Annotated in this window: 9 protein-coding genes; 7 read left to right on the forward strand and 2 right to left on the reverse strand. The window is 55.6% G+C overall.

Translation table 11 applies throughout. The features are described from left to right. Positions 1 to 102 precede the first annotated feature (102 nt). The 7 genes from Pan97_RS00005 to Pan97_RS00035 all read left to right on the forward strand — a co-directional run bounded on the left by Pan97_RS00005 (position 103) and on the right by Pan97_RS00035 (position 8,909). Entirely contained in the window at positions 103 to 1,083 is a 981-nt protein-coding gene (locus tag Pan97_RS00005; protein ID WP_261342381.1) for a DnaA/Hda family protein, read from the forward strand. Positions 1,084 to 1,625: 542 nt separating this feature from the next. Further along, the gene (gene dnaN / locus Pan97_RS00010; RefSeq protein WP_144969539.1) at positions 1,626 to 2,741 is read left to right on the forward strand and encodes a DNA polymerase III subunit beta; all 1,116 of its coding nucleotides are present in this window, start codon (positions 1,626 to 1,628) and stop codon (positions 2,739 to 2,741) included. Between the two features lie 206 nt (positions 2,742 to 2,947). Beyond that, complete coding sequence (locus Pan97_RS00015; RefSeq protein ID WP_144969541.1) at positions 2,948 to 3,262, forward strand: DUF721 domain-containing protein; 315 nt, start codon at positions 2,948 to 2,950, stop codon at positions 3,260 to 3,262. A gap of 203 nt (positions 3,263 to 3,465) precedes the next feature. After that, positions 3,466 to 6,036 carry a DNA gyrase subunit B gene (locus Pan97_RS00020; RefSeq protein WP_144969543.1) on the forward strand — a complete coding sequence of 857 codons (2,571 nt, stop codon included), beginning with the start codon at positions 3,466 to 3,468 and terminating at the stop codon, positions 6,034 to 6,036. Between the two features lie 37 nt (positions 6,037 to 6,073). After that, positions 6,074 to 7,129, forward strand: coding sequence for a nucleotidyltransferase domain-containing protein (locus Pan97_RS00025; RefSeq protein ID WP_144969545.1), 1,056 nt, complete (start codon positions 6,074 to 6,076; stop codon positions 7,127 to 7,129). Continuing rightward, positions 7,129 to 7,863: a sugar phosphate isomerase/epimerase family protein gene (locus tag Pan97_RS00030; protein ID WP_144969547.1), complete on the forward strand. Its 735-nt coding sequence runs from the start codon at positions 7,129 to 7,131 to the stop codon at positions 7,861 to 7,863. The genes Pan97_RS00025 and Pan97_RS00030 overlap by 1 nt, the downstream gene beginning before the upstream one ends. A gap of 149 nt (positions 7,864 to 8,012) precedes the next feature. Beyond that, positions 8,013 to 8,909: a nucleoside hydrolase gene (locus Pan97_RS00035; RefSeq protein WP_165698537.1), complete on the forward strand. Its 897-nt coding sequence runs from the start codon at positions 8,013 to 8,015 to the stop codon at positions 8,907 to 8,909. 1 nt (position 8,910) lies between these two features. Here Pan97_RS00035 and Pan97_RS00040 read toward each other — a convergent pair whose 3' ends face one another. Beyond that, on the reverse strand, positions 8,911 to 11,301 hold the full coding sequence (locus tag Pan97_RS00040; protein WP_144969551.1) for a PAS domain-containing hybrid sensor histidine kinase/response regulator: 2,391 nt from the start codon (positions 11,299 to 11,301) through the stop codon (positions 8,911 to 8,913). Positions 11,302 to 11,540: 239 nt separating this feature from the next. Beyond that, on the reverse strand, positions 11,541 to 12,959 hold the full coding sequence (locus tag Pan97_RS00045) for a hypothetical protein (RefSeq protein WP_144969553.1): 1,419 nt from the start codon (positions 12,957 to 12,959) through the stop codon (positions 11,541 to 11,543). Positions 12,960 to 13,376 lie beyond the last annotated feature (417 nt).

The raw sequence follows: 13,376 nt of genomic DNA on the forward strand, positions 1-13,376 counted from the left end.
GTGGTTACGGAGATCATCACCATTGCCTTGCCTTGGGTCCGCCAGGAGGACCCCGCCTACATTGGATCCGTAAAACGATCCATTGAGGGTCTGCGCCCCTTTGTGGCAGGGCCGGAAAACCGCATGATTCAATCGGCGGTCGAAGCACTGAAGCACGACGCTTCGCAGTTCTCGCCGATGGTCATCTACGGCCCCAGTGGTTCCGGCAAGTCGCATTTGCTGCAAGGACTCACCGGCGTGCTGGTCGAGAAAGAGCCTGACCTGAAGGTTCTGTCGGTAACCGGAAGCGATTTTGCCCGCGAGTACGGCAACGCGCTGCGTCAAGAAACGGCCAGCACCACGCGCACCGAGTTCTTCGGGACCGACGTCCTGGTGATCGAAGACCTGCACGAGCTGTTGCACTTTCCGTCGATGCAGCAGGTATTGCTGCACCTTCTCGACGAGCTGGAACGCCGCGGCGCCGCGGTCTTGGTTTCGTGCCGCGAGAATCCAATTGGCATGGAAGGGTTTTCGACCGAACTTCGCAGCCGTTTGTCGGCCGGTCTTTTGGTTCCGGTGGTTCTGCCAGAGCAGGGGACCCGCGAGGTGCTCATCCAGGGAATCGCCACGCGGCACAATCGTCAGATCACCAAGATGGCCGCCCAAAAGCTGGCCGCGGCCTTTCCGCACGGGCTGCTTCAGCTCAGCGGAATCGTGAATCGGCTGATCGCCCAATCGCAGCCCAACCAAATCATCGATACGGCAGTCGTCGACTCGCTGTTGGAAAGCGAGCACAACACGGCCAAGGTCAGTCTTCGTAACATCGCCAGCATGACGGCCAAGTACTTCCGCGTGAAGGTCGCCGACATGAAGGGGAGTTCGCGACGGCAAAGTATCGTTCAGGCCCGCAGCGTCGCCATGCTGCTGGCTCGGCAACTCACCGAAGAAAGCCTTAAAGCGGTCGGCAAACATTTCGGCGGCCGCGATCACACCACCGTCATGCACGCGGTGAGCAGTATGGAAGCCAAACTTAAAAAGGATGTTGCCTTGAGAGAAGCCGTGCTGGAACTGCGAGAGAGCATCTTGCAGCGCAGTGCGGCGTGAATTTCAACGCATGAATTTCGAAGCGGACCTTTCACTAGTCCCCTCGCCCCCGCGTATCGGGGGAGAGGGTTAGGGTGAGGGGGCGTTTCGCCGGAGTCGAGCCGACGCGCGGCCCGCGTTCCAAGAGAAAGGTGAGGTACTTCACCTGGCGATGTTGGACTGGCATCGCTCAGAAAACCCTCACCCTAGCCCTCTCCCTGCGAGGGAGAAGGGACAAGAATAGGACCACGTCCGACTAACGGACTCAACAGGAGCAGTAGTGGAAAAGGTGTTGGTTTTGTGTGCGAGGATGTCGACGTCGTGTCGCTTACCAGGGTCACTTCAAACGACCGACACCGCTAGCGAACTTGTCGACGCTCAAGCGACACGAAAACAACGGCCTGGCGCCAGGTTTTTCACACATGGATCCTCTTCGTTTGATTCGAAGACGGCCGAGCGAAACAAATTTTTGAGGTGACTTGTCGACAGCTCGCAGCGTCTCCTTACTACTACTACTCTTTCGAAAAACTAATAAGAAGACATTTGTTGGATTAACGAACTCCATGAAAATCACGTTCGATCGCGAGAAGTTTCAGACGGCATTCCAGACGGCGGCCATGGTGGCACCCAGCCGTAGTCCCAAACCGATCCTGCAAAACGTTAAACTCGACGCTACCGAAAAGGCCACGATACTGATGGCCACCGACATGGAGATCGGCGTTCGCATCGAGGTGGAAGGCATCGAAGTCGAGCAGGCCGGCAGCATCGTTTTGCCAGTTGCCCGGTTCGGCTCTATTTTGAAGGAGGTTCGTGATGAGCGACTCAGCGTGCAACGGGAAGAATCACGAACGGTCGTGCAAGCCCAGCACAGCAAGTTTACCCTGTCGAGCGAAGACCCCGACGAGTTTCCCACCGTGCAAACGTTCGCCGAGGGTAAGTACCATGAAGTATCGGCTCGGGTTCTCAAAGAACTGATTCGCCGAACTCTCTTCGCCACCGATACTGAAAGCGGCCGTTACGCCCTGGGTGGCGTTCTGTTGGAAATGGGCGAAAAGAGCATTACCGCGGTCGCTACCGACGGACGCCGGCTGGCCAAGATGGAAGGACCTGCCACGCAGGTCGAAGGGCACGGCAACACCGACGCGATGACGATCATCCCGTCGCGTGCGATGCAGCTGATCGAGCGCAGCCTGACCGACCTGGAGGCGACCGTGCAGATTGCTTCCCGCACCAACGACGTCCTCGTCAAAGTCGGCCCCGCCACAATTTATGCCCGCCTGGTGGAAGGACGTTTCCCGAAGTGGCGCGACGTGCTTCCCGAAAAGCGTGAAGCGGCTCATATCGAGATGTCGGTGGGGCCTGCGTTCGCCGCCCTGCGTCAGGCAGCCATTGTGACGTCCGACGAAAGCCGTGGGATCGACTTCACTTTCGGTCACGGCTCGATGGTCCTTTCCAGCAATACGGCCGAGGTGGGCGATTCTCGCGTCGAGATTCCGATTCCTTACGACGGCGAGAATGTCGAGATCACGATGGACCACCGCTTCGTGGCCGACTTCTACAAGGTGCTGGGAAGCGAAAGCAACTTCACCCTCAACATCCAGAACGCCGAAAGTGCCGCCCTGTTCAGTACCGACGACAACTACGACTACGTCGTCATGCCGCTGGCCCGCGATCGGTAAGGCTTACCTCTTTAGCCCTGAAAGGGCGCTAGACAATAGCCAGGGGCGCAAGCCCCTGGTAGAGAACAACAAAACAAGAAAGCCCCAACGGGGCGACAGAACCTTGGCAGATAGAAAGTTTTCTGCCGCCCCTTTGGGGCTCAAGATATGGAAGCCTTAGGCTGGGTCTAGACCCAGCCACGAAAGACCTACTCGGAAATACAACCATGAGCCAGCGTCAGCCCGGCAAAGTGCAATCGATCAAGGGAACCTTGGCCCAGTTGATGGTCCAGAAGGGTTACGCCCAGGTTCAGACGGCCGATGCGACGCAAAAGGCCTGGGACTTGGCCGCCGGCGAGCGCCTGGCCGAGCACAGCGTGGCCGGCAACGTGCAGCGAGGCACCTTGCTGGTGATGGTCGCCAACTCGACGATCAGCCAGATGATCAGTTTCCAGAAGCTGAAGATCTTGAAGTCATTGCAAGAGCAGCTGCCCGATCATGGGATTACCGATTTGAAAATTAAGGTGGGACGGATTGATTGAGATTCCTCTGGTCCCCTCGCCCCTCGTGGGATAGGGGCTCTTAGAAGCCGTGTTACCCTCAGCCAATACCGAACAAGTTTAACGAATTACAAAACGAATTCCTGAAAAGATAGTCAAATACATAACCCCTCACCCTCACCCTCTCCCCTCAGGAGAGAGGGGACTGGATTGAGGAAAACATTTCGACGAAACGAAAAACGAATATGACCGAACCGAACGAACCTCAAGATCAACCGACTGGGGACATTGAAAACAAAGAAGCCGCGCAGCAGGCCCAACAGGCCAAGGCCAAATCGGAATATGGCGCGAGCGATCTCGAACATCTCTCCGACCTGGAACACGTCCGCGAACGTCCCAGTATGTACATCGGCGACCGCTCGACGCGTGGGTTCCATCACCTGGTGTACGAAGTGGTCGACAACTCGATTGACGAAGCCATGGCCGAGTTCGCTTCGAGCGTGATCGTGACGGTTCACAATGACAACTCCGTTACGGTGGAAGACGACGGCCGTGGTATTCCGGTCGACCGTCACCCGCAGCTTTCCGAACAAGTCGGCCGCGACGTCTCGACCCTGGAAGGGGTGATGACGGTGCTGAAGTTCGGCGGCAAGTTCAGCAAAGGGGCCTACCAAACCTCCGGCGGTCTGCACGGCGTGGGTGTGACCGTGGTGAATTTCCTGTCGGAGTGGTGCGAAGTCGAAGTCTACCGCGACGGCTTCGTCTGGCAGCAGGAATACGAACGGGGCGTTCCGCAGGGACCGGTTCAGAAAGGGCAACCGACCAAGAAGCGTGGCACCAAGACCACCTTCAAGCCGGACAGCCAGATCTTCAACGTCAGCAAGTTCAATCACGATACCCTGGCCAAGCGTCTGCAGGAACTCGCCTTCTTGAACAAAGGGGTGAAGATCATCTTCATCGATGACCGTACCCAAGAGAAAGACGAGTTCCTCTACGAACAGGGCATCATCGAATACGTCGCGCACCTCAACCGCGCAACCAACGCGCTGCATCCCGACGTGATCTTTTTGAGCGGCATCACGGAAGGGGTCGGCTACGAAATCGCCCTGCAGTACAGCGAAGAGTACACCGAGAACCTCCATTCTTACGTGAACAACATCAACACGCACGAAGGAGGAACGCACGTCTCCGGGTTCAAGACGGCCCTCACGCGTACGCTGAACAACTACGCCAAGAAGGAAAACATGATCAAGGACCTCGCGCTCTCCGGAGACGACTTCCGCGAAGGCTTGACGGCGATCATCAGTACCCGCGTGCCAGAGCCGCAGTTTGAAGGGCAAACCAAGACCAAGCTGGGCAACAGCGAAGTCGAAAGCTACATCAACTCAGCCTTCGGCGAGTTCATGACCAAGTACCTGGAAGAGAATCCCAAGGTCGCCAAGATCATCATCCGCAAGGCACTGCTCGCCGGTCAGGCCCGCGAAGCGGCTCGTAAGGCTCGCGATCTGCTGCGAAACCGAAAGGATGCCCTTAGCGGCGGCGGTTTGCCTGGCAAGCTGCGGGACTGCATCAGCAAAGAGATGGAGAAGTGCGAACTGTACCTGGTGGAAGGTGACTCGGCCGGTGGTTCGGCCGAAGGGGGACGCCTGCGAGATTTTCAGGCCATCTTGCCGCTGCGAGGTAAGATCATCAACAGCTACAAGGCTCGCGAAGACAAGGTGCTGGCCAACGAAGAAGTCCGCAGCATGATCCAGGCCATCGGCGTGGGGATTGGCCAGGACCAGGACATCAACAAGCGTCGGTATAACAAGGTCGTGATCATGACCGACGCCGACGTCGACGGTTCGCACATTCGCACGCTGCTTTTGTCGTTCTTCTATCGCCAGATGAACGAACTGGTGGCCGGCGGTCACGTCTATGTCGCCCAGCCGCCGCTGTTTCGCGTGGTGCACAAAAAGAACGTCTGGTACGTCCAGACCGAAGAAGAGATGAAGAACCAGCTACTCGACAACGGGCTGGCCGACTGTGCTTTCGTCGACGAGAACGGCGACGTGATCGAAGGCGAAAAGATGGAAAAGCTATGCCGCGCACTCGCTCCGCTGGAAGAAGCGATCGTCGCTTTGGAACGCCGCGGCATCGGGCTGAAGATTCACGCCGTGCGTCAAGACCCAGTCAGTCAGAAGCTGCCGGTCTTCCACCTGGTGATGGGTCGCGAAGAACATTGGTTCCCGACCAAGAAGGAACTCGATGCGTTCCTCAGCGAACGCGGACTCGATGCCGAGCCAGACACCAAGATTCCCGACGAAGGGGAAGTGGTCGACGGCAAGGTCATCGACGGCGAAGCTTCGACCAACGGTCAGCCGAAGGAAGAAGAATCGAAAATCGAAGCCCCGCACATTGCCGAACTGCACGAAGTGCGAACGATCAACATCAAGTTGGGCGAGCTCGCCGAACTCGGTTTCGATATCCAGGCACTGATCCCGCAAGAACGGACCGGCTGTACCGATTCTCGTTACAAGCTGCGTCGCGGCGAAACCGAAACAGGCCTGGAAGATCTGCGTGGTCTTCTGGCCGCGGTTCGATCGGCCGGCGAACGCGGCCTGCAGGTAACTCGCTTTAAAGGTCTGGGTGAAATGAACGCGGAAGAACTTCGCGAAACGACCCTCGACCCGCAAAATCGAACGCTAATGCAGGTCACCATGAGCGACGCCTCGGCCGCCGACGACATGTTCCGCATCTTGATGGGGGACAAGGTCGAACCCCGCCGCGAGTTCATCGAGAAGCACGCGTTGGAAGTGCGGAATTTGGACGTGTAACTTATTTGTGGCGACTGAATTGAGATAATGGAAAACAATGATCGACGTTTCTGATCCAGATCCGATTCAGACGCTTGCCAACGCGTTAGGCGAAGATTGGCCAGCAATTCAAGATGCGAAATTTGCGGGCTTCATTCAAATTGACAAATTGTCTCGCTTAGTTGCCAAAACGAAACCTCCTACGAATACGTCCGTCGTGGCGTTTGGCTCAATCGCGAGAAAGGAGTGGACATCCAAGAGTGACGTAGATTGGACGTTTATCGTTGATGGTCCGTCGGGTGTGGATCATTTTCCAGCAATGGAAGATGTTCGGAAGGTTCTCAAAGATTTTAAGGGTCCTGGTCCAACCGAGACGTTTGGAACTTTGACTAGCAGCCACCCCCTAGTCCACGAAATAGGTGGGAATAACGATACGAATCAGAACATGACGCGGCGATTGCTGCTATTACTTGAATCTGAGCCATTGAGCGGAAAGACAACTCATTCCAGACTCTGTCGCGCTATTCTGGAGCGCTATATTGTGTGTGATTCACCTGTTTCCAATGCGCTAGAGTATAGAATTCCCAGATTCCTCTTGAACGATGTTGTTCGTTTATGGCGAACGTTTGCTGTTGATTACGCCACGAAAAAGTGGGAACGATCAAACGAGGGTTGGGCGCTCCGAAATATTAAGCTGCGGATGTCCAGAAAGCTTCTATTTGCGAAAGGAATGTTACTCTGTTTTGCTTGTGAAAAAACATTTGCAGGTTCTCCATCAACGAGCAGTTTGGATGAGATCAATTTAGAGTTACTCAGTTACTGCTACGAGTTGTCTCGTGTTCCACCGTTGGCCTTTCTTGCTTCAGCGTTGCATAATTTGGCGCCAAAACCATTGGCAAGTCGAATCCTACGATCGTATGATCAATTTATTGAGTTGTTGAACAATGAGGATCGGAGAAACCATCTGGAAGGACTTTCTTTCGACAATTCAGAAGATGACGTATTTCAACATGAAAGAAATAATAGTCGAGAATTTCGAGATGGATTACTCGAATTCTTTTTCGATAGCGATCAAAGACTGGCTCATTTGACCCGAAGATATGGAGTATTTTAATGCGTCGAATAGGATTTTCGACCGGAGCACTTGCTAAAGGTGACTTTCGCGAAGGGATTCGCTTGCAACGTGACATAGCTGATGCGATCGAATTATCGGCACTTCGAGAAGACGAACTAGATCCTCTTGTTTCAGCAATCGAGGAACTTGATCTAACTTCTTTCCACTACATATCCTTCCACGCTCCTAGTCAGTTGCAGAAATGGACGGAACGTGAATTGGTCGAACGACTAGTCAAATTGCCATTTAAGATTTCTTCGGTCATTGTTCACCCTAACATCATCAGCGACTTTGAAGTTTGGAATAGATTGGGAAGTCGGCTCGCAATTGAAAACATGGACCAAAGATATTTAGTGGGTCGAACTAGCCGCGAATTAGAAAATTTCTTTGATAGGCTTTCCGAAGCTAAATTCTGTCTCGATATTGGGCATGCACGACAAGTTGATCCCACAATGAGCGTTGCCGCTCAGTTATTGATGAAATATGGCGACCGGCTTTCTGAGATCCACATAAGTGAAGTGGATGCCGACAGTCACCACTGTGCAATTAGCACGATCGCATGCCAAGCGTTTCAACGGATATTGTCTCATATCGATCAAATGGTGCCTGCGATCATTGAATCGGTTGTCGATCCCGGAGCTATCGATGACGAATTTCAAATGGCGAGAAGATGTTTCTGTGAATTGAATTACAGGCATGTGACTCCCAATTCCGCGTCTGCGCCAGTGTATTGAACTGGATGATCTTTTCTTCCCTTTTGCCCGTTGGTGATCATCGAAAAATGTCGCGAATGTGGTTGTGCGCCGTTTCTTTGGCAATTCTATGTGCCCTGAGTCTTCCAACATTTGGGCAGACATTCAGTCGAATCCTCTTCGATACCGACATGGAAAGTGATTGCGACGACGCGGCTTGTTTGGCCATGCTGCATGCGCTGGCGGATCGTGGCGAGATCGAACTTTTAGGGACGATGATCTCGGCCAAGTTTCCCTGGTCGGGTCCGTGTGCCGATGCCATCAATACGTATTACGGTCGACCAGATCTGCCGATTGGCGTGCCCAAAGGGAAGGCTGGCATTCAGCAGGGTTCGAAATACGCCGAGCAAGTCGCGAAGCAGTTTCCGCACGACTGTCCCCTGTACGACGATGCCCCGGATGCGACCCGGCTGTATCGCCAGCTTTTGGCGGCTCAGCCAGATGGAAGTGTGACGATTCTGACCGTGGGAGATTTAACCAACCTGCGTTATCTGATCGAGTCGGAAGCGGACGAGATCAGTCCGCTCACGGGTCAGCAGTTGGTGAAAAAGAAAGTGGCTCACTGGGTGTGCATGGGAAGCCGTTACCCGGCCGACTTGGATCCCGGCAAGTGGGGCAACTTCAAACCGGATGCCGAGTCGACGGTCAAAGCGATCGAAGCCTGGCCGACGAAGATCACCTTCACCGGAGGAGGCAAGTTCGCCGAGTTGATCTCGACCGGCAAGCGCCTGAAGGAATTGCCCCAAGATAATCCGGTTCGCCGCGTGTACGAACTTTACTTCGGCGGCAACGTGAAAGATCGTCACAGTGCCGATCAAATCGCGGTGATGGTGGCGGCACGCGGAACGGGGCACCCGTGGAAGCTCGTCACCCAGGGGCACAATCATATCTTTCCCAACGGAACGCACCAGTGGGAAGTCGAAACCGATAACCCACGCCATCAATACATCTCAGCACTGGCCGATGGCGTGGATCCGCAGGAAGTGATCGACTCGTTCAACGAGTTGATGTTGCATCAGCCGAAGTAGATCAAGTTTGCCGACCTTGGTTGATGATCCGCTGCAGTTCGGACGGCTCGGCCGGTTTGACCAGGTGATGATCGAAGCCAGCATCCTTGGTCCGGTCGCGATCTTCCTGCTGGCCCCACCCGGTCAGCGCGATCAGCAGGACGTCTTTTCCCCAGTCTTGCTGGCGGATATGGCGGGCCGCTTCGTAGCCATTCATCTTGGGCATGCCGAGATCCATCAGGATGATTTCTGGCCGGAATCGCTGGGCGACTTCAATCGCCTGTTGTCCATCCTCGGCGGTCTCGACCGTGTTGCCCAGCATCTTGACCACCTTGCTAAGCATCTCGGCGGCGGCCTTGTTGTCGTCGACCACCAGGACCTTGTGCTTCCCTTTCTTGAGCGAGAAACTTTCGATCGGTAGATCCTGGTTCTGAGTCGGCTGGTCTTCCTCGCGTACCGGTAAGGTCGCGGTGAACTCGCTTCCTTGGCCTTGCCCCTGGCTGGTGACCGAGATCGTTCCTCCGTGCATCTCGACCAGTGATTTGACCAGCGTCAGCCCGATGCCGAGGCCTGCGAAGCTACGTTCCATCGATCGATCGACTTGGGTAAAGATCGTGAAAATGCAATCGATCATGTCGGCCGGTATCCCAATGCCGGTGTCCCGGACATGGATGGCGACTTGGTTGGCACTGGGCTGCTCGACCCAAAGCGTGATCTTTCCGCCGTCCGGCGTATACTTGGCGGCGTTATTCAAAAGGTTGGAGACAACCTGGGCGAGCCGATGCGGATCGGCGTGGATCGTGATGTCGCTGTCGATGACCACCTCAAGCGTATGCTCCGAGTCTTCGATCAACGGCTGCGCCGTTTCGACCGCACTCTGGATGACGTCGGATATCTTCACGTCCGCCTTGCGGAGATTGAGCTTGCCGCGCGTCACTCGAGAGACGTCCAGCAGGTCATCGACCAGCGTGATCAACTGCTTGGTTTGCCGCTCCATCGTCTCGCGGGTTTCGTCCAACAGTTCCGGATCATCGCCGGCCATCTTCATCAGTTCCAAACCCATGCGGATCGGAGCCAATGGGTTGCGTAGTTCGTGAGCCAGGGTCGCCAGAAACTCGTCCTTCTTCCGGTCGGCATCCGAAAGCTGCGCGGCGACGGTTCGTAGTTCTTCCTGAATCTGTTGCTGCTCGCTGATATCGGTGTTGGTTCCAAACCAGCGCACGATCTGGCCATCTTCATTCTTCAAGGGAAGGGCCCGGGTCAGGAAGGGACGTACGACTCCGTCCGCGCCTCGAATTTGGGCGACGATATCGAGCCGCTGGCCGGTCGCGATACTCTTTTCCCATGCCGCTTGTACCTGGGGAAGGTCTTCAGGTTCGATGCACTCTTTCCAGTTCCAACCGAGACAAGTCTCTTGGGAAAGACCGGTGTACTCGTACCAACGATGGTTGAACCAATCGACGTAGCCGTCGGCACGGGTCATCCAGGCCATTTGCGGAATCGCATCGGCCAATTGGAAGAACTCGGCCTGGCTCTGCTTGAGGGCTTGCTCGGTTTCCTTGAGTCGCGACTGATCGAGCACGAAGCAGATGTATTGCCCGGGACGATCCTCGACCGGCGTATATCCCAGCGTAATCGGCACGCGGGTTCCATCCTTGGCGATATACTCCTTCTCGTAGGCAGGGCAGGCACCTTCCTTGTCGGCCGTTTCGATCCCTTCGACGTCCCTCGGCAAGTATTCCGGCGGGGTCATGTCGTACCAGCGAAGACCTTCCTTTTGCCACTCTTCGTCCGAGCAGCGAAGCATGCGGAGCAGCTCGCCGTTGACTTCCAACCAACTCCCGTCGGCATCGGCCAGACCGACGCCGATGATGTTGGAACTGACGAATCTTCGCCAACGCGCATCCCGTTCTTTGATTTCCGCGTTGGCTCTATCAAGCTGTGCGACGCGTTCCTGAACGCGCTGTTCGAGAATATCGTTCGACTCGCGCAGGGCTTGTTCGGCCTGCTTGCGCGCTTCAATCTCGCGTTCGAGTTCTTCCGGGCTGCGCAGCCGAAGGACCTCGGGAATGTGGTAGATCAGCGCCACGACGGTCCCCCACGAAACGATCGCCGTGGACAATTTCAAAAGGCCGGACAGACGATATGCAGGCCACCAGAAAATGATGGCATCCATCAGGTGGGTCAGCCCGCACAGCATGATGAACGCCACAAACAGGAGAAAAACACGCCGGAACGGGATGTCTTTCCGCTGCGAAAGGAAGTATGCGAGCAGGCCGGGAATCGCAAAGTAGGCGGCCCAGATACCAACGTCCGAGAGGATATGGAGCCAGCCATGCCCGGCGGACCACTCCCCACAATACCAACGCTGGGGAAAGTCAGACGTGTCGAATAGGTTCAAGAAAAAGTTCATGCCTGGCCATCAAAAGGAGACTACCTGTGGGTAGTCACGAGAAAGAAGCGTGCTTCCTGCTCATGTTTCCCCGAGATAAATGAGGCAGGACAAGAAGCCTCATTCTATGTACGCCAGGTAAAGTGAAACAGTCGCTACCGACGAAAATGGGTCGTAAAGGATCGAATTTACGGTCACTCCACGAAAAAAGGCCCGTTCTTGCGACGGGCCTCTTGAGATAACCAACTTGCACGAAGCGATTACAGCATCGGTTGACCGGTGGGGTCGTCGTCGCTGGGGGACGTGGTCGAGTCGTCCTTGGTCGCCTTCTGATCCGCGGCCGCTTCCTCTTCCTTGGTAGGAGCCGGTGGTGGCTCGGAAGGGGTCACAATGCTCTTCTGGATGATCGTTGGCGGCTTTTCAACCACGCTGCCTGGAGCAGCCAAGGTCGGCGACGGCGCGGCCGGCGGCAGGATCACTCGGTTGGCCGACGTTGCCGGAGCGACGTAAACCGGATTGCCGTAGGAATCCAACGGAACACGCATGGTCACCGTGCGTGGGATGCGACGGGTATAGGTGTACTGAACCTGCTTGGGAACCAGCTTGGTTTCCGTGACGGTGCTCGTCTCGGCAACCCACTTCTGGACCTTCACTTCGTACGGTTCGACGCGTTGTTCGTAGACCATTTTGGTCGTGCTGACGGGAACCTTACGAACGACTTCTTCCTGAACCCAATCGCAGTACTTCACGGTCACCATGTTCTCGACCCGTTCAGTGACGGGCTTCTGAACGGTAACCGGAATCTGCTGGACCTGCTGGACTTGCTCGTAGCGAGTCACGTTGTAGGGGATGCGGTTGACCTGGATCTCGTCTTCGTAACGAACACGTTGAACCGGAACCTGCTGCGTCACCTGGGTGGGCACGTACTGGGTAACCGGAACTTGCTGGGCCACCACGTTCGGAACGTAGTTGGTGACGTTGCTCACGGTGCCGGGGCGTTGTTCGGGAATCCAGTGCAAGCCACCGCGGTCGTATTGGTACTGGCCGGTGACTGGGTCGAAGTAGGTTTGGCCGGTGGTCCAACGCAAACGGTTGCGAGTCGGACCTGGCGTGTAAACCTGCGTGGTCTGGTAGCCGCCTTGATCGACGTACTGAGTCTTGCAGACCGTTTGCGGTTGGTACATCGTGACTGTTTGGTTCTGCATCACGGTTTCGGTCACCGGACGACGCACGACCGTTTGTTGATCGTAGTACTGCGTTTCGGTCACGGGGCGAAGCACCGTGTTGACCTGCTCGCGCACTTCGGTCTCGGTGACGTAGCGCGTCTGGTTGTAGCTGCGGTCCTCGACGCGTTCCTTCCAAACCGGCTTCATCACGGTGTAGCGTTCTTCGCGCTCGGAAGTTTCCACAACCGGCTTGGCGACGGTCACGGTTCGCTCTCGGCGTTCGGTTTCCCAAACCGGGCGATAGGTGGTGACCTCTTTGGGAACTTCGACCCGCTGGTACTCCGTCCGATAGGCGGTGACAGGCTGTTCCTCGTAGACGGTCTGAGTGACGATCTTGTACGATGGCCCACATCCGCCGCATTGGGCGAACGATGGCGTTGGCGCGATGCTCATCCCCGCAACGCTGAGCAGCGCCGGAGCGATGAATACCTTCTTAAGATGAGCGAGTTTCATGGTTCAAGTTTCCTGACCAAGTTGGTTATCGAATACGACCACCGAGGCCTATCCGCCGACGAAATCCATCTCGCTCCAGATCGGTTCTACTCCCTTAAACGGGGCGCCTCTTCCACGCGTGTGAGTCTTATTAGACTCGCAAAAATCGTGCTGCCTGGCAAACATAAAAGTTTACCACCATGATCGTTTTCCGCTGGAAAAGCATACCTCATCTAGTCTTACAGCAAACGAAATTCTTTCAAGATTTCGTTGCGAATTGCCGACGAACTAATCCTCTTTTTTGGCAAAGTGATCCTATTAGGAAAGGTTGCTACCAGCTAGCTTAACCAGAAGGAAAAGTTGCCCTAATGCAACGTCCCAGCGAGGTGAACGTGGCACGACCACCACGCCCGTTGCGAAATCGAAACGTTCGACCAT

This window comes from Bremerella volcania, from assembly GCF_007748115.1.
Taxonomy (GTDB): Bacteria; Planctomycetota; Planctomycetia; order Pirellulales; family Pirellulaceae; genus Bremerella; species Bremerella volcania.

Excerpts from the sequence above, each read along its gene's own strand:
- dnaN (WP_144969539.1), top strand. The coding sequence starts at position 1,626 with ATGAAAATCACGTTCGATCGCGAGAAGTTTCAGACGGCATTCCAGACG.
- Pan97_RS00015 (WP_144969541.1), top strand. The coding sequence starts at position 2,948 with ATGAGCCAGCGTCAGCCCGGCAAAGTGCAATCGATCAAGGGAACCTTG.
- Pan97_RS00020 (WP_144969543.1), top strand. The coding sequence starts at position 3,466 with ATGACCGAACCGAACGAACCTCAAGATCAACCGACTGGGGACATTGAA.
- Pan97_RS00025 (WP_144969545.1), top strand. The coding sequence starts at position 6,074 with ATGATCGACGTTTCTGATCCAGATCCGATTCAGACGCTTGCCAACGCG.
- Pan97_RS00030 (WP_144969547.1), top strand. The coding sequence starts at position 7,129 with ATGCGTCGAATAGGATTTTCGACCGGAGCACTTGCTAAAGGTGACTTT.
- Pan97_RS00035 (WP_165698537.1), top strand. The coding sequence starts at position 8,013 with ATGGAAAGTGATTGCGACGACGCGGCTTGTTTGGCCATGCTGCATGCG.
- Pan97_RS00040 (WP_144969551.1), bottom strand. The coding sequence starts at position 11,301 with ATGAACTTTTTCTTGAACCTATTCGACACGTCTGACTTTCCCCAGCGT.
- Pan97_RS00045 (WP_144969553.1), bottom strand. The coding sequence starts at position 12,959 with ATGAAACTCGCTCATCTTAAGAAGGTATTCATCGCTCCGGCGCTGCTC.